The sequence below is a fragment of the Litoreibacter ascidiaceicola genome, assembly GCF_900129235.1.
Classification (GTDB): domain Bacteria; phylum Pseudomonadota; class Alphaproteobacteria; order Rhodobacterales; family Rhodobacteraceae; genus Litoreibacter; species Litoreibacter ascidiaceicola.
Window position 1 is genome coordinate 300,185 of the sequence record NZ_FQUV01000002.1, and the last position, 16,538, is coordinate 316,722.

The window sequence follows — 16,538 nt, forward strand, 5'->3', positions numbered from 1 at the left end:
AGTGATGCGCCGCTGCGGTGTTTCGGGCGCGACGTTTTGCGACATAGCAAAAGCTTGCACCGACTTGCCCTTGCAAATGTTCTCGCATTGTTCCAATTTGGTGTGATGGAAAATAATGCTGCAACTGCACAGAGATCGGAGCGGCTGACCGGTCGGATAAAAGGCCGCGGCACGGTGCAAAATGCTGCTGGTCGCTTTGAACGGTTTGCGCGCGTCGCGGCCGATGATGGCTGGGATAGTCCTGAAAACGATCTGCCTGTGCTGCGAACGCAGGTCACCTGTGAACAGGTTACCAAAGCGGTAACGCGCAACACGTCTCCGGACGTACCGTTTGATCGGTCCCTCAATCCTTACCGAGGGTGCGAGCACGGGTGCATTTATTGCTTTGCGCGGCCAAGCCATGCATATCTGGGGCTGTCGCCGGGCCTGGATTTCGAGACGCGGCTGATTGCGCGTCCGAATGCGGCTCAAGCCTTGGAGCGGGAGTTTCGTCGCCCGAGTTACACCCCTGATGTTTTGGCGATTGGCACCAACACCGACGCCTACCAACCGATTGAGAGAGACCGGCGCATCATGCGTGGCGTTTTGGACGTGTTGCAGCGATTCAGGCATCCCGTGGCGATTGTGACCAAGGGAAGCTTGATCGAGCGAGACATCGACATTTTGGGAGACATGGCCGCTGACAGACTGGCCTCGGCGTCGATATCCATCACCACATTGGATGCCAAGATTGCCCGCACGATGGAGCCGAGAGTGCCGTCTCCCGCGCGCCGCTTGCAGATTATCGAACGCTTGGCGTCGGCGGGTATTCCTGTCCGTGTGAGCGTGTCGCCCCTGATCCCAGGGCTGACCGATCATGAGTTGGAAACCATTCTGCAAAAGGCCCACGACGCCGGCGCAGTCGCGGCCAGTACCATCAGTTTGCGGTTGCCGGGTGAGGTGTCCGACCTGTTTCAGGATTGGCTGGCGCGTGAACTGCCGGGGCATGCCACAAAGGTTATGGCGCGGGTGCGCCAGATGCATGGCGGCCGCGACTATGACCCGACATTCGGTCACCGCATGAGGGGGCAGGGCGCCCATGCCGACCTGATGCGGCGACGATTTAAATCTGCATGTAAACGAATTGGTTTGACGGAGCATCTTCAGCGCCTTCGAACGGATTTGTTTATGCGACCAACGCAAGACGGGGATCAGCTCAGCTTGTTCTGAGCTGATACCGTTCAAGTGCGGGCGCGGCGGCGTGTGATGCGCGGGGCGGGTCCGGCGCCATCTGTGCCGTCGCTCTCCGACGAGAAGCCACCAAGCTTTTCAGTAATTTGCTCCAGCGTCGGACGATCACCACGCGGACGGGTCTCAAGAGCTGCACGCATGCTGCGCAGATGATCTGGCGTCGTACCACAGCACCCGCCGATGATTGTGGCACCGGAATCGCGTGCAAGGCAGGCATAGTCCGCCATCAATTCGGGGGTGCCATCGTAGTGAATGTGGCCGTCATGGTATTTTGGAATGCCAGCGTTGCCTTTCGCAATGACGGGAATGTTCGTCCCTTCAAAGCCAAGCACCGTGCGCAGCAAATCTGACGACCCGACACCACAGTTCGCACCAAAGGCCAGCGGTTTTTGTGCCAGTCGCCCTGCCAAAGCCGCCAGCCCTGCCGAGGTTAGCCCCATCATGGTGCGGCCAGCGGTGTCAAAGCTCATGGTGCCACACCATGGCATATCAGCGAGTTTCGCGGCCTCTGAGGCGGCTTTCAGTTCTTCGGGTGCGGAAATGGTTTCGGACCACAGCACGTCAGCACCACCAGCTTTCAAGCCCTCGGCCTGCTCGTGAAACATCTCCACCGCGCTTTCATGGGTCAGGGTTCCCATCGGAGCCATGATGTCGCCGGTCGGACCCATCGAGCCTGCTACAATGACGGTCCGTCCTGAAGCGTCAGCAACTTCGCGTCCAATCTCGGCCGCAAGGCGGTTGAGTTCAAAGACGCGATCCTGAGCGTCATGTAGTTTGAGGCGAGAGGCGTTGCCACCAAAGCTGTTGGTCAGGAACAGGTCGGAACCCGCTTCAACCGCATCGCTATACAGCCGACGGATCCGGTCGGGGTGATCGACATTCCAAAGCTCCGGAGGTTCGCCCGCGCTTAGTCCCATGTTGAACAACTGGGTACCGGTCGCCCCGTCTGCGAGAATCCAGTCGCGCTCTGCAAGTAGGCGGCTAAGGGCGTCGGAATTGGTCATTGGTTGGTCCTGTCCTGAATCGGAGTCCGTCAGCGAGCCTGATCACATGGGCGCGCAGATGAATCAAATTGATAATCATCATAATGATCATGAGTCAGGCCATGTGCGGAGGTCTGGCACTCGTCGAGTTTGCTAAAGCGTAAGGCGGAGCAATAAAAAAGGCCGCCGGAAATGCTCCGGCGGCCAATAAAAGCACTTGTTGAAAGACGTGTTAAGTTTCCGACAGGAGTTGGGATTTAGCCTGCGCCATTAATTCCGCCATCTTCGCGCGAATGGTCGCTTCCGTTGCCTTATCGCCAAGGTCGCCTGCAACTTTACGGTAAACATCTTCGTCGCCCGCCTCTTCGAAGTCGGCGCGAACCACTTCTTTGGCGTAGTCTGCGGCTTCATCGCCGGACTTGCCCATCAAATCTGCGGCCCACAAGCCAAGAAGCTTGTTGCGGCGGGCTTCCGCTTTGAACTGCATTTCTGCGTCATGGGCGAATTTCGATTCAAACGCATTCTCGCGGTCATCAAAGGTGGTCATTTAAGGCTCCTGTGGATGTCTGTTCCTCTTGATATGCCCATGCTTTCGCGCTGACGCAAGGGGTTGGTGCGTTCGCGGGGTGAAGTGACGCGGCTTGCATTGCTTGTCTGACCCGCGCGGGTGACGTATAGGCTCGGCTAACAAAGGGATGCGAGTCCCGCACCCGCGCGGGACGCCGCGCCACAGGAGATGCTCATGGCACGCCGTAAGAAGATCTACGAAGGCAAAGCTAAAACACTGTATGAAGGCCCTGAGCCCGGTACACTTGTCCAGTATTTCAAGGATGATGCGACTGCAAACAATGCTGAAAAGCATGGCATCATCGAGGGGAAGGGCGTGTTGAACAACCGCCTGAGCGAGTTCTTTATGACCGGCCTCGGCCATATCGGTGTTCCGACCCATTTCATCAAGCGCCTCAATATGCGCGAGCAGTTGATCCGCGCGGTCGAGATAATTCCGCTGGAAGTCATCGTGCGAAACTACGCAGCTGGGTCCATGGCGAAACGTCTGGGGATGGAAGAAGGCACCATGCTGCCGCGCCCCATTGTCGAGTTTTCCTACAAAGATGACGCATTGGGCGATCCTCTGGTGCCGGAGGAATACATTATCGCTTTGGGATGGGCGAGCCAGCAGGATCTGGACGACATCGTAGCACTTGCCCTGCGGGTCAACGACTTCATGTCTGGTGTGATGTATGGCGTTGGCATCAAGCTGATCGACTTCAAAATCGAGATTGGCCGACAGTTTGATGGCGACTTCCAACGCTTGATCGTTGCAGACGAGATAAGCCCGGACAGCTGTCGCTTGTGGGACATGGAAACCGGCGAGAAGCTCGACAAAGATGTATTCCGCCGCGATCTTGGTAATCTGGCTGACGCATATACCGAAGTTGCTCGGCGTCTTGGGGTATTGCCAAATAACAATGCGCCATTGGGCAAGCCCACTCTGATTAACTAACGGATATCGCCCCGTGATTTTACGTTTGCTCAATTCCATCGTCGTGCGGTTTCGCAAACCGTTGGAATTGGGTAGCCCGCAAGCCAACAAGCTGGTTCTGGCGCAGATTGCAGAGCAAGGTGACGATGGCACGCAAGAGCGTCACGTCCGCCACTTTGCCTACCCCATGCGCGGCGCAAGCTCGGCCGGTCGCGACCAAGCCATCGAGCTGCTTGCCGAGGCCGGTTTAGATGTGTCCGAAACCCAGTACCGAGACGGCGTCCTGGGCGAGCATTACGCGGCGGTGGCAAACGAAGAATTCGACCAATTGACCGACAGCCTGCGCGACGAGTTTGCGCGCATAGGCTGGGAATACGACGGCTGGGAATGCGCCGTTCTGAAAAGCTGAGGGAGCTAAGATCATGAAAGCACGCGTCCATATCATGTTGAAAAACGGGGTGCTGGATCCGCAAGGTGAGGCCGTGCGCCACGCCCTTGGAACTCTGGGGTTCAACGGTGTAAACGGTGTACGCCAAGGTAAGGTGATCGAGCTGGATCTGGCCGACGGAACCACTGAGGCTTCCGTCAAGGATATGTGCGAGAAGCTTCTCGCAAATACGGTGATCGAAAGCTACACGATCGAGCTTGCCTAATGCGCGCCGCCGTCCTTCGTGAATACAACGCACCGCTGTCCATCGAGGACGTGGCAGAACCCGCTTGCCCTGAAGACGGCGTCGTTCTGAAGGTCATGGCGTGCGGGGTATGCCGCTCTGACTGGCATGGTTGGACGGGAGAGCATCCTCGTGTGAAGCCCGGGCAAATTGGCGGTCACGAGTATTGCGGTGAAGTCGTAGAGGCGGGGCCGTTGGCGACGCATAAGCTGGGCGACAAGCTGATTGCACCGTTCATTCTTGCCTGCGGAACATGCCCGTCTTGCCAAGAGGGCAATCAAAATACCTGCCCGAACCAACGACTTCCCGGGTTTATCGAGCCCGGCGCTTTTGCGGAATATGTTGCCGTCCCATTTGACCATAATCTGGCGCATCTGCCGGAAAACCTTTCACCAACCGTTGCGGCAGGTCTTGGATGCCGGGTCACAACCGCTTGGCATGCGTTAACCGGACGCGCCGCGTTGCAGCCGGGTGAATGGCTCGCGGTTCACGGGACGGGGGGCATCGGCTTGTCGACATTGTTGCTTGGCATCGCAATGGGTGCTCGGGTGATTGTGGTTGATATAGTCGAGGAAAAACTTATCCATGCCAAAGGCTTGGGGGCCGAAGCTGCGGTGAATGCTACGGATGGTGACGTCGCTGCGAAGATCAAAGAGATCACCGGAGGCGGCGCACATGTGTCGGTCGAGGCGCTCGGGCTTCCTGTCACGACGAATGCGTCAATTGAATGCCTGCGCCCCTTGGGCCGCCATGTGCAAGTCGGCATGCCTGTGGGTCATACCGCGACGATGGAAATCAACATGAGCGCCGTCTATCTTGGCAATCTTGCTTTGTACGGCACACGCGGCATGCCGCCATGGAAATACCCGAGCTTGCTGGCGCTGATCACCAGCGGTCGTATCGACATGACGCCGCTTATCGCCCGCGAAATAGGGCTGTCGGGCGTCTCCGACGAGCTTGCCGCCTTCAACGGGCCAACCCCTCCGGGTGTGGCCGTCATCACTGATTTTCTGAGCTAAAGGGACCGTTTGTCATGAAAGCTGCCGTCATCGTTTTCCCCGGGTCCAATTGCGACCGCGATCTTGCCGAAGGGTTCCGCCAAGCGGGGTTCGAGGTGTCCATGGTTTGGCACAAAGACACCGACCTGCCCAAGGGCGTGGACGTGATCGGCATTCCCGGGGGCTTTTCTTTCGGGGATTACCTGCGGTGCGGTGCAATTGCAGCCCAGTCGCCTATTTGCCGTGCGGTTGTGAATTACGCCCATAAAGGCGGGCATGTGCTGGGCTTTTGTAACGGTTTCCAAGTGCTGTGCGAGACAGGCCTGCTGCCTGGCGTGTTGATGCGCAATGCGGGGCTGAAATTTGTTTGCCGCCAGCAAACGCTTCGTGTCGAGACAGCAGACAGCCCTTTCACCAACGCTTACAGCAAAGGCGACAAGATCATGGTGCCGATTGCGCACCACGATGGGAACTTTTCCGCCGACGCGGATTTGCTCTCCCGATTGCGCGGCGAAGACCGCGTGGCATTCAGCTATGTCGGCAATCCCAATGGCTCAACCGGCGATATTGCGGGTATTCTCAGTGAAAACCGGCGTGTTCTTGGAATGATGCCCCATCCGGAGCGGGCAAGCGAGCCTGCGCATGGTGGCACCGACGGGCAGGGGGTTTTCAAATCCTTAACCGAGGTTTTGGCGCTGGCGTGAATCCGCCTAAGGTGCGCTTGAGAGTACGCGGTCACTGACCTAATCTGGGCACATGAAGACGACGCCTCCCACTGGTGGGACCGACATCAAAACGGTCACGCCCCCTCAAACACGGCCATCGCGTAAAGCGACTTGGCTGATAAGAGGCGTTGTTCTGGGGTTGATCGCCTTGGCAGTTGGTATCATCTGGATATCCAACCTTTGGCTCACCGATCGCTTTACTGAGACCACCCGTAACAGGGGCGAAATCCGGCTCGCCCTTTATTCCAACGCCATTACCTCCGAGTTGCAGCGCAACCGCGTCGTACCTTTGCTGTTGTCGCGTGATCCGGTGATGATCTCTGCGCTGAACTCCAATGATTTTTCGGCCACATCCCGTCGGTTGATTTCGTTTTCGGAAGAGATCGGCGCGGCTGGGCTGCGTCTGCTGGATCAAGACGGGGTTATCGTGGCGTCGTCTGACCGAAACGAGTTGGGCGCGGCGTTTCGCAATTCACCCTATTTCGTAGATGCGTTGCGCACCAACGAGACGGTGTTCAATGCGACGCAGTTGGAAAGTGGCGCCTACAAATTCACCTATGCCCGCCGGATTGAATCCGAGAAGCAAGGAATCGGTGTTATCGTGGTCGACGTCGATTTGCGGCAATTTGAGACACGCTGGCGCTCACCATCGGAGGCGGTTCTGGTCGCCAACTCGGAAGGACAGATCGTCATCGCCACCGACCCGCGCTGGCGGGGCTTGGATATTGCGGAGGCGTTGGAGAAACGAACGCCGGACAGCGCGTTGAGGCGTGCATTCGAGGCAACAGGCGGCCTGTTCGACATCGAACAACCGGACGCCTATTTCCGCGGAGAGGCGGTGATGGAAATGGTTGGCCGTATCCCGTTCCGCGGGTGGCGGATCACGTCCTTCTCGACTTACGCAAGCGTGCGGGAACGTGTGAACGGTGTGCTTGCCATTGAAATTATGGCCTTCGCCATTTTGCTGGCGTTGGCATTCTATGTCCTTTCGCGACGTGCTCAAACACAGGCAGGCTTTTTCCGCCGCGAAAGTGAAGAATTGCGGGCTTTGAACCTGAGGTTGAGCCGCGAAATTGCTGAACGTCAAAAGGTTCAAAAGAATCTTGAAGTCGCGGAGCAGTCATTGGCACAATCGCAAAAACTTGCGGCATTGGGCGAGATGTCCGCCGCCGTGAGCCACGAGTTGAACCAACCGCTGGCCGCGATGAAAACCTATCTTGCAGGCGCAAAGTTGCTGCTGCAACGACGCCGCCCCGAGGAAGCGCAGGCTTCCTTCCAACGCATAGACGACTTGATCGAGCGGATGGGAGCAATCACGAAGCAGCTGAAATCCTACGCCCGCAAGGGTGGCGACGCGTTGGAGCCGGTAATCTTCGCGACGCAGTTCGCGGCTCTTTGTCGATGATGGAGCCGCAGTTGAAGCGCGGCGATGTGCGGGTGATATCGACATTGCCCGACGAACCCGTGCTGGTTTTGGGAGATCGCGTGCGGCTTGAGCAGGTGATTATCAATTTGTTTCGCAATGCCTTGGATGCGACCAAGGGCGTGCTGAAGCCTCAGGTTGAAATACTACTGAACTCCGGTGAAACGGCAGTGCTCAGCGTGCGGGACAACGGTGAGGGGCTCGAAAGCCTCGATGAACTGTTCGAGCCGTTTTACACGACGAAACAACCGGGGGAGGGCGTTGGTCTTGGTCTCGCAATCTCGTCCGGTATCGTTGCCGATTTGGGTGGTCGTTTGACAGCACGCAACGGTCAGGCTGGCGGCGCGGTGTTCGAAGTGCAGCTACCAATTTTGGGTCAAGACGCGATCAAGACCCAACCCCCGACACAATTACCCGCCTCAAATAGCAAAGTTGAGGCCGCCGAATAGGCGCAGTACAGCAAAAGGAGCCAGAACATGGCCAACGCATTGAAAATTGCAATTGTCGACGATGAACAGGACATGCGTCAGTCGATTTCCCAGTGGCTGGCGCTTTCCGGCTACGACACCGAGACCTTCTCTAGCGCGGAGGACGCGTTGAAGGGCATTGGCAGCGACTATCCCGGTATCGTGGTGAGCGACATCAAGATGCCCGGCATGGACGGTATGCAATTCCTCAAACGTCTGATGAGCCAGGACAGCGCCTTGCCCGTTATCATGATCACCGGCCACGGCGATGTTCCGATGGCGGTGGAGGCGATGCGCGTCGGGGCATTCGACTTTCTTGAGAAGCCGTTTAACCCCGACCGTATGACCCAACTTGCCAAGCGCGCCACTATTTCGCGACGCCTGACATTGGACAACCGCGCGCTGCGTCGGGAACTATCGGATGGCGCTGCCTTGATGCGTAAGTTGATCGGTTCCTCGCCCGTGATGGAGCGTCTGCGCGAGGATGTTCTCGATCTGGGGCAGGCCGATGGTCATGTGCTGATTGACGGCGAAACCGGAACGGGCAAGACGCTGATTGCTCATGCGCTTCACGCAGTCGGACCGCGCGCAGGTAAGAAGTTTGTAACCCTAAGTTGTGCCGCTTTTGATGAGGCCTCTTTGTCGAAGAAGTTGTTTGACCCTGTCATCGAAGGTGAAGAGCTTCCGTTAGTCGAGCAAGCGCGCGGCGGGACCTTGGTGCTTGAAGATATCGAGGCGCTGCCGGGAACGCTGCAAGCGCGGTTGCTGCAACTGATCAACGAGCAGGGCAGCCCCGCCGAGACGCGGATCATCGCGATTTGCAACACCCAAGAGCAGGATAAAACCTGCGAAGACTTGATCCGTGCCGACCTGTATTACCGTCTAGCTGCAATGAAGATCACTATCCCTCCGCTACGCCAGCGAGGCGAGGATATTCTGACATTGTTTAACCGCTTCGGAGAGCAATTCGGCGAGGAATACGGCTCTGACGCACCGGAAGTCTCCGCGCAGGAAGCGGCACAGCTGTTGCAGGCTCCATGGCCCGGCAACGTGCGCCAACTCATCAACGTCGCAGAACGCGCCGTTCTGCAAAACCGCCGCGGTTCAGGCTCGATTGCGTCCCTGCTGATGGCCGACAACTCGGAGATGGGGCCGGTGGTGACGACGGAAGGCAAACCTCTCAAGGAGTACGTTGAAGCGTTCGAGCGGATGTTGATCGACAACACGATGCGCCGTCACAAAGGCTCCATCGCGAGTGTTATGGACGAGTTGTGTTTGCCGCGCCGGACTTTGAACGAAAAGATGGCAAAGTACGGATTGCAAAGGGCAGACTATGTCTAAGCAGCCTAAGACATGCGATCATGAATTGAGAGTAATCCGTCACAACAGCGATTGTTCATTGTAATCGACATGCAAACAATACTATGTGTTGAGGACGGCTCGGTGCCCCGAACAGGCGCATTGGACGGTTAGAGTTTCACTGCAGCTATGCTCGAAGGACAAAACGAGCTCAAGCACCGCAGGATTGACGGCCCTTTGGGCCATCGCCGCTGGCTCGCAAAACGCGCCGTGGCACCATTCGTAAGGCCTGCGCCACCAATAATTGGCCCGGGTCGGAGACAAGAACGCGATGAGACGCGACAGGCACAGCAACGGACATAATGGCGGGGGAGTCCTCTCGTCACATGCCGTTTTGCAGCCATCCGCGTCCAGGCTCGCCCAAACAAGACATCCCGTTAACAATGCCGCGCCCCCCGGGGCGTGTTTGTCGTTGGCCAGATGCAATCGGAAAACATGGCTAAGAAAATGCTTATCGACGCCACCCACGCGGAAGAGACCCGCGTCGTGGTGGCAGACGGAAACAAAGTTGATGAATTTGACTTTGAATCGGAAAACAAACGCCAGCTAGCTGGCAATATCTATCTTGCAAAAGTTACCCGGGTAGAGCCGTCGCTTCAGGCGGCCTTTGTGGACTATGGCGGAAACCGCCATGGCTTCCTTGCTTACTCGGAAATTCATCCGGACTACTACCAGATCCCGATGGCTGACCGTCAGGCGCTGATCGACGAGGAACTGGAATATGCCCGCCAACAAGCGGAAGAGGACGAAAAGCCGAAGAAGTCTTCGCGCTCCCGGTCTCGGTCCCGCTCGCGGTCACAGAAGTCCAAGACTGACGATGCGGTGGTGACCGAAGAGGTCAAGGACCCAATTTCGGACGAGGCCACAACGGACGCTGTCGAAGCTGATGCCAGCACGCCTGATGCAGAAGCTCAGGCTCCGGTTGAGGCCAGCGAAGCGGAAATCACATCGACCGAAGCCGAAGTGGCACCGGCGATTCCCGGAATGGATGTGGTTGATCTGGACAGCGACGCTGATTCCAGCGACGACGACGATGATGACGACGAAGAAACCTCTGCCTCGGAAAAAGACGACAATATCGAAAGTGTCGCTCAGGAAGATGTGACTGAGGAAATCCGCCAGCCGCGCAAACCACGCGCCAAGCGGTACAAGATCCAAGAAGTTATCAAAGTTCGTCAGATCCTGCTGGTTCAGGTGGTTAAAGAAGAGCGCGGCAACAAAGGCGCGGCACTCACAACCTACCTGTCTTTGGCTGGCCGGTATTGCGTCCTGATGCCGAACACCGCACGTGGCGGTGGCATTTCCCGCAAGATCACCAACGCTGCCGATCGCAAGAAACTCAAAGAGATCGCCAACGAGATCGATGTGCCCTTGGGTGCGGGTTTGATTGTGCGCACGGCTGGGTCGCAACGCACCAAGACCGAGATCAAGCGCGACTATGAATACCTGCAACGCCAATGGGAGCAGGTGCGCGAACTGACGCTGAAATCCATTGCTCCGGCGCAGATTTATGAAGAAGGCGATCTGATCAAGCGTTCTATCCGCGACCTTTACAATAAAGACATCGACGAGGTCTTCGTCGAAGGTGAAGCTGGCTATCGCGTGGCCAAGGACTTCATGCGCATGATTATGCCGTCTCATGCGAAATTCGTGAAACGCTATACCGATCCGATGCCGTTGTTTGCACGTCATCAGGTGGAATCGTACCTGTCAGGGATGTTCAATCCAACGGTTCAATTGCCGTCTGGTGGCTATATCGTGATCGACACCACCGAGGCGCTTGTCGCGGTTGACGTGAACTCCGGACGCGCCACAAAAGAAGGCTCCATCGAGCAGACTGCACTGAAGACCAATCTGGAGGCCGCCGCAGAGGTCGCCCGTCAGATGCGTTTGCGTGACCTCGCAGGCCTGATTGTTATCGACTTCATCGACATGGATGAACGTCGCAACAACACTGCCGTTGAGAAGTTATTGAAAGACAAGTTGAAAACGGATCGCGCCCGCATTCAGGTTGGACGTATATCCGGCTTTGGCCTTTTGGAAATGTCGCGTCAGCGGTTGCGTCCGGGCATGTTGGAAGCCTCCACACAGCCTTGTCCTGCCTGTCATGGGACTGGCTTGATCCGCTCTGATGACAGCCTTGCATTGACCATCCTGCGCCAGTTGGAAGAAGAGGGCACGCGCAAGCGGTCCAAAGAAGTTCTGCTCAAAGCGCCGATTGCGGTCATCAACTATCTGATGAACGAAAAGCGCGAGCATTTGGCCCAGATTGAAAGCCGTTACAACATGGCCGTGCGTCTGGAAGCTGACGCGCATCTGGTCAGCCCCGACTACACCATCGAGAAGTTCAAAACTGCGACACGGGTGATCAACGCTATTGCCTCGAACGTCGTGTCGATGGACAGCATCGACATGTCCGATATCGACGAGATGGAAGACGAGGTCGAAGTTGAAAGTGAAGTTGAAGCAGCTAAGGTCGTCGCTGAAGCGGATGCGCCGGAGCTGGATGAAAACGGAAATCCGAAAAAGAAAAAGCGCCGTCGTCGTCGGGGTGGGCGTGGCCGCTCCAAGTCATCTTCCAATCGTTCCGAAGATGGCTCCGGAGAGAACGGTGAAGACAATGGCGACGTAAAAGCCGATGGTGACACGGCGGACGCCCCAGCGGCAAAAGCGGATGTCGCGGATGAGGCCAAGCCGGAAGATGGCGAGAAGCCGAAACCAAGGTCACGTTCGCGCAGCCGGTCTAAATCTTCCGCCAAAGCTGAAGAGGCCAAGGCTGAGGAAGCCGTGACCGAAAGCGTAGATGCGAAATCGGAACCGACACCTGAAATCGAAGCTGAAGCTGAGACGAAGCCGAAGAAACGCACCAGCTCACGATCTCGCTCCAAAAAGACCGAGGATTCCCCTGTCGCAGAGGCTGCTGTTGAGGCGTTGGAAGATGCTCCTGCTGAGAAGCCGAAAAAGACCAGCACGCGCAAACCGCGTGCGAAGTCGACCAAGACGAAGACTGATGAGGCAACGACACCCATAGCAGCAGAGCCCGCAGCGGCTGAACCCTCTACGATTGTCGCAGCTGAGGAAACTCCGGCGGAGCCCAAGCCCAAGAAGACCCGCACACGGGTTTCGAAGCCGAAGCCTGTTGAGGAGGTCGCGGAAGCAGCACCCGCGGCGGAGGCTGATAAGCCGAAGCGCAAAGGCTGGTGGTCCCTCGGGCGCTAACCTACGCAGTTCAAGATGAGAAAAGGTCGGGCAATTGCCCGGCCTTTTTTATTTGCGCTTCTTCTTGCGTTTGGGAGCCGCTTCAGCAGAGGCAAGAATATCTTGCGCGCGTAGCCAGCCGGACGAGCCGCGGGGCAGGGCGCCGAGAGCGCGTTTCGCGTGAATGGCTGCGTCATCGAACCGACCCAGCACGGCATAGCGCTCTGCCGTTGCAACGGATGCCATGGCGTTCTGCCCGTTTTTTGCATAGGCCAGCGCAAGGTTGCGAAGCATCTGTGGATCGCCGGGATCGCGTGACCTTGCACGGGTCAGGATAGTCAGTGCCTGTTTGGCTGCACCACTGGAGCCCTGCGCAAGCAGCGCGCGACCCAATCCGGATTCGATCAACGGCTCCCGTGGCGCCAATGCCAAGGCTTGCTTGTAGGAGCCGACGGCGGCGTTGAACTGGCGGGCCTCTAACAAGATTTGCCCCTTAAGCTCATGATAGTAGGGATCACGCGGGCGCATTTTCAGCAAGGCATTCATCTCGGCCAATGCCTTCTTCAGGTTTGGTGTTTTGTGATAGGCAATGGCGCGTCGCAATGTGGCGATCTCGCCATTTCCCTTGCTCTCGCTGCGGCGCAAAACGGAACGCGGATTGCGCAGGAACCCGTTGAGTTTGGCCGACATGCGCGCGTACCAATAGATGGCCTCGGGCGTGGTCGGTTGGGAGCGCTTCTTGTAGCTTGCCGCAAAGCCCTTTACCGCACGAAGCCGATCTTGGGTCAGCGGGTGCGTTCGCGCATAGGGGTCTTGCCTGCCCGGGCGCAAGGCCTCCTGACCTCTGAATATCTGTAAGATGTCGACCATTGCAGAAGGGTCCAGCCCGGCACTGCCCATATAGCGCATCGCGGATTGGTCCGCAGACGATTCCTCGGCACGGGTATGGGCGAAGAACCTGCGCGCGGCGGAACTGCTGGTTCCTGCGGCAAGCCCGACAGCTGCATCCCCATTCCCGCCAATCGCTGCGGCCGCAGCCAAGGCCATACCAATAGCCGTGACACGACCAGCAACGCGCGCATTGGTTGCGCGGCGGGTAAGGTGGCCGTTCGCAATATGTGCCAGTTCATGCGCAATCACCGCTTGCAGGGCTTCGGGGCGGTTGAGCTTCATGATCAGCCCCGAATGGATAAAGACGTGATTTGCGTCGACCACAAATGCGTTGAGTTTCGGGTCATTTATCACCAAAACCCGAATGCGGCCCGACCCGAATCCAGCAGATCGTAATACGGGTTTTGCAAGTTGCTGGAGCGCTTGTTCGATTTCGGCATCGCGGATCAGGCTGGCAGAATAGGCAGGCACTGACGTTAGTGTGGCGACGAAAACCAACAGCAGGTGGCGCAAAAGTTTCAATACAGAGTCCCTTCCAGTGATTGACCCCGAGGGCGGGGACTGGTTTGAAGCGCGAAACACCGCAACCCTGCGAGGATATCATGCGAAGTTCAAGTCGTGGCGACGTCGATCCGTTCATTGTTATGGATGTCATGGAACAAGCCCGCCGTCTGGAGCAAGCGGGTCGATCGATCATCCACATGGAAGTGGGACAACCCGGAACACCTGCACCCAAGGCTGCGCGCGCAGCCTTGGCGCGTGCGATGGAAAACGATGCACTCGGCTACACCGTCGCCCTTGGCCTGCCGGAGCTGCGTCAGGGCATCGCCGCGCTCTATGCGGACTGGTATGGCGTCAAGCTGGACCCCGCGCGCGTCGTGATTACTGCGGGGTCATCTGCTGCGTTCGTGTTGGCCTTCACCGCACTGTTCGAGGCGGGTGAAAAGGTGGGCGTTACTGAGCCGGGATACCCGTCCTACCGCCAAATCCTCAAGGCGCTGAGCTTGGACCCCTATGCCATTCCAACGCATGCCGCCGACCGACACGTCCCCGCTCTGCCAGACGCTGACCTTGCGGGCCTGATCGTGGCGTCGCCTGCCAACCCGACCGGAACTATGCTGTCCAAAGATGACCTTGGCGCGTTGATTGCCGCCTGTCAGGCCAAAGGCACGGCCTTCATCTCGGATGAAATCTACCATGGTGTGCAATACGAAGGCCGCGCGGTTTCTGCGTTGGAGCTGTCGGACGACGTCTATGTCATCAACTCGTTCTCCAAGTATTTTTCAATGACCGGCTGGCGCTTGGGGTGGATGGTCGTCCCCGAAGATCACGTGCGCCGGATCGAACGGTTGGCTCAGAATATGTTCATATGTGCACCGCACGCCGCCCAGATCGCAGCGCTCGGTGCTTTGGGCGCACGGGACGAAACCGAAGCAATGCTTGCGGATTACGGGGAAAACCGCCGCTTGATGCTGGACGGGCTGCCCAAGGCGGGTTTCGACAAGATCGCGCCGCCGGACGGGGCCTTCTACATCTACGCGGATGTATCGGACCTGACGCAGGACAGCCGCGCCTTCGCCGCCGAGATTTTGGAGCAGGCCGGAGTGGCGGTCACGCCGGGTCTGGATTTCGATCCGATGCGTGGCCACACAACTTTGCGGTTTTCCTACGCGCGCAGCACAGACGATATCGCCGAGGGCATAAAGCGCCTGACATCGTTTATGGCGCAGCGCGGTTAATTCGGCCCTTCGCCCGTCTGGGGAATCCTGTTAGGATAACTTCAAAATAATAAAGGCGGTCATGAGCAGGCTGATCTCACTCATTGCACTGGCGTCCCTTGGGATGACCATGAGCGCAGCGTCGCAAGACCTGCGCGCGCTTGCGCGTGTCGACATGGATGCGTCGCGCGTGACTGACAGCCGTGGCAGCACAACCTTGTCTCTGGCGTTGACGCAAGCGGTGCCGTACCGCGTTCAGGTTTTCGACGCGCCCAACAGGATTGCGGTGGATTTTCGCGAAGTCTCCTTCGAGCCAGATCTGTCAGGTTTGGATCGGTCAGACCGCATCGCTGAACTTCGCGCCGGAACGATCCGCGATGGCTGGTCGCGCCTCGTGATGGAGTTATCCGAACCGATGCTGGTCGAGAACGCAGGTATGCAAACCGACCCTCAAGACGGGGACGCGGTCATCACGGTAACCCTTGCCCCGGCCACCCAAAGCGATTTCTCGGAGCACGCAAAATCCACAGTGACAAAGCTGACGGCATGGCAGCAGGAGCAAATTACGTCCAATGGCGATACCCGCCGAATGGTTGTCGTTGATCCGGGCCATGGCGGAGTGGACCCAGGTGCGCAGCGGGCGGGTGTGGATGAGGCCGATCTCATGCTTCAATTCGCGCGGGAACTGCGCGAGCAATTGCTGCGCTCCGGACGCTACGATGTCATCATGACGCGAGAGGATGACAGCTTTGTCTCCCTGCCTCAGAGGGTGTCGCTGGCGCGCGCGGCGGGGGCGGATGTGTTTATCTCACTGCATGCCGATGCGCTGGCCGAGGGGCGGGCTACGGGAACGACGATTTACACCTTGTCCGACGAGGCCTCCGACGAGGCATCCGCCAATCTGGCGGAGCGGCAGGACCGCACGGACATTCTTGCCGGTGTCGATTTGACAGCGCAGGACGACCAGATCGCAACCGTTTTGATGGACTTGGCGCGGCGCGAAACGACGCCGCGCACCGACCGGCTTGCCGAAGCGCTGGTTGACGGGTTGCGAAATACATTGGGCAAGCTTCACAAGCGGCCCCGTCTGGAGGCCGGTTTCTCGGTGCTAAAGGCCCCTGATATTCCCTCGGTTCTAATCGAATTGGGCTTTATGTCTTCCGAAAGGGATCTGGACCGGCTGCAAGATCAGGTGTGGCGCAGTCAGGCTGCGGCAGGAATCGTTGATGCGCTTGACCTTTGGGCGCTGGAAGACGACGCAATCGCGGCAGGTCGATGATGATCGCGCCAAAACGTGATCGAAACTGGCCGGTTTCAGCCTGCTTTCCCCGCTTGGGTGTTTTGACCTTGGGCGGCACTACACATATATGTTGTTCAACATGCTTTTGGGGG

Annotated in this window: 13 protein-coding genes and 1 pseudogene; 11 read left to right on the plus strand and 3 right to left on the minus strand. The window is 57.9% G+C overall.

Annotated features, from left to right (window positions below):
- Positions 1 to 105: 105 nt before the first annotated feature.
- On the plus strand, positions 106 to 1,209 hold the full coding sequence (locus tag BUB72_RS04570) for a PA0069 family radical SAM protein (protein WP_073141153.1): 1,104 nt from the start codon (positions 106 to 108) through the stop codon (positions 1,207 to 1,209).
- An 11-nt stretch (positions 1,210 to 1,220) separates the two neighbouring features.
- Here BUB72_RS04570 and bmt read toward each other — a convergent pair whose 3' ends face one another.
- Both bmt and BUB72_RS04580 read right to left on the minus strand, forming a co-directional pair.
- Positions 1,221 to 2,234 carry a betaine--homocysteine S-methyltransferase gene (gene bmt / locus BUB72_RS04575; protein ID WP_073141155.1) on the minus strand — a complete coding sequence of 338 codons (1,014 nt, stop codon included), beginning with the start codon at positions 2,232 to 2,234 and terminating at the stop codon, positions 1,221 to 1,223.
- 211 nt (positions 2,235 to 2,445) lie between these two features.
- Entirely contained in the window at positions 2,446 to 2,760 is a 315-nt protein-coding gene (locus tag BUB72_RS04580; RefSeq protein WP_073141157.1) for a DUF1476 domain-containing protein, read from the minus strand.
- Positions 2,761 to 2,955: 195 nt separating this feature from the next.
- On the opposite strand from BUB72_RS04580, the gene purC reads away from it, so the two are divergent.
- The 8 genes and pseudogenes from purC (at position 2,956) to BUB72_RS04620 (ending at position 12,558) form a co-directional block, all read left to right on the plus strand.
- Positions 2,956 to 3,717 (plus strand): phosphoribosylaminoimidazolesuccinocarboxamide synthase, encoded by a 762-nt coding sequence (purC, locus tag BUB72_RS04585; RefSeq protein WP_073141159.1) that lies wholly within the window; start codon positions 2,956 to 2,958, stop codon positions 3,715 to 3,717.
- Positions 3,718 to 3,730: 13 nt separating this feature from the next.
- On the plus strand, positions 3,731 to 4,105 hold the full coding sequence (locus BUB72_RS04590; RefSeq protein ID WP_073141162.1) for a ribonuclease E inhibitor RraB: 375 nt from the start codon (positions 3,731 to 3,733) through the stop codon (positions 4,103 to 4,105).
- Positions 4,106 to 4,118: 13 nt separating this feature from the next.
- A complete protein-coding gene (gene purS, locus BUB72_RS04595) occupies positions 4,119 to 4,349 on the plus strand; it encodes a phosphoribosylformylglycinamidine synthase subunit PurS (RefSeq protein ID WP_073141164.1) in 231 nt (76 codons plus the stop codon).
- Positions 4,349 to 5,386, plus strand: coding sequence for a zinc-dependent alcohol dehydrogenase family protein (locus BUB72_RS04600; RefSeq protein WP_073141166.1), 1,038 nt, complete (start codon positions 4,349 to 4,351; stop codon positions 5,384 to 5,386). Before purS ends, BUB72_RS04600 begins: the two co-directional genes overlap by 1 nt.
- Before the next feature lie 14 nt (positions 5,387 to 5,400).
- Positions 5,401 to 6,069 carry a phosphoribosylformylglycinamidine synthase subunit PurQ gene (gene purQ, locus BUB72_RS04605; RefSeq protein WP_073141168.1) on the plus strand — a complete coding sequence of 223 codons (669 nt, stop codon included), beginning with the start codon at positions 5,401 to 5,403 and terminating at the stop codon, positions 6,067 to 6,069.
- A 52-nt stretch (positions 6,070 to 6,121) separates the two neighbouring features.
- Positions 6,122 to 7,962: pseudogene (locus tag BUB72_RS04610) on the plus strand (sensor histidine kinase).
- A 27-nt stretch (positions 7,963 to 7,989) separates the two neighbouring features.
- Positions 7,990 to 9,321 (plus strand): sigma-54-dependent transcriptional regulator, encoded by a 1,332-nt coding sequence (locus tag BUB72_RS04615; RefSeq protein ID WP_073141170.1) that lies wholly within the window; start codon positions 7,990 to 7,992, stop codon positions 9,319 to 9,321.
- A gap of 453 nt (positions 9,322 to 9,774) precedes the next feature.
- Positions 9,775 to 12,558, plus strand: coding sequence for an Rne/Rng family ribonuclease (locus BUB72_RS04620; RefSeq protein ID WP_073141703.1), 2,784 nt, complete (start codon positions 9,775 to 9,777; stop codon positions 12,556 to 12,558).
- A gap of 48 nt (positions 12,559 to 12,606) precedes the next feature.
- Here the strand turns inward: BUB72_RS04620 and BUB72_RS04625 are convergent, their stop codons facing one another.
- Positions 12,607 to 13,950, minus strand: coding sequence for a M48 family metalloprotease (locus BUB72_RS04625; RefSeq protein ID WP_073141172.1), 1,344 nt, complete (start codon positions 13,948 to 13,950; stop codon positions 12,607 to 12,609).
- Between the two features lie 80 nt (positions 13,951 to 14,030).
- On the opposite strand from BUB72_RS04625, the gene BUB72_RS04630 reads away from it, so the two are divergent.
- Entirely contained in the window at positions 14,031 to 15,167 is a 1,137-nt protein-coding gene (locus BUB72_RS04630) for a pyridoxal phosphate-dependent aminotransferase (RefSeq protein ID WP_073141705.1), read from the plus strand.
- 61 nt (positions 15,168 to 15,228) lie between these two features.
- Complete coding sequence (locus tag BUB72_RS04635; RefSeq protein WP_073141174.1) at positions 15,229 to 16,425, plus strand: N-acetylmuramoyl-L-alanine amidase; 1,197 nt, start codon at positions 15,229 to 15,231, stop codon at positions 16,423 to 16,425.
- Positions 16,426 to 16,538: the final 113 nt, after the last annotated feature.